The 209-nt window shown below is 44.0% G+C and carries 1 protein-coding gene; it reads left to right on the top strand.

Annotation, left to right across the window (positions count from 1 at the left end):
- Positions 1 to 14 precede the first annotated feature (14 nt).
- Positions 15 to 167 carry a type II secretion system protein GspG gene (locus V6260_RS19445; protein WP_341595638.1) on the top strand — a complete coding sequence of 51 codons (153 nt, stop codon included), beginning with the start codon at positions 15 to 17 and terminating at the stop codon, positions 165 to 167.
- Positions 168 to 209 lie beyond the last annotated feature (42 nt).

Here is a 209-nt window from a genome sequence, read left to right as displayed (position 1 = left end):
TAAGTTCTTCTAAAATTAAAACTGCAATAGCGCAAATGCAATTGTTCGACACCGCAATCGACACATACCGCCTTGATACAGGACCAGTGCCACCTACCTTAGAAGCGCTTAGAAAAAGTGACTCACCAAGCTCGGATGGCCCATATTTACCAAAAGACATTCCGTAAGATCCTTTGGGTAAAGCATATATTTACACAGCGCCAGGCGAC

Origin of the sequence: Pseudoalteromonas aliena (genome assembly GCF_038155085.1) — a bacterium.
GTDB classification, from domain to species: Bacteria; Pseudomonadota; Gammaproteobacteria; order Enterobacterales; family Alteromonadaceae; genus Pseudoalteromonas; species Pseudoalteromonas aliena_A.
This window is presented reverse-complemented; position numbering and strand designations above follow the sequence as displayed.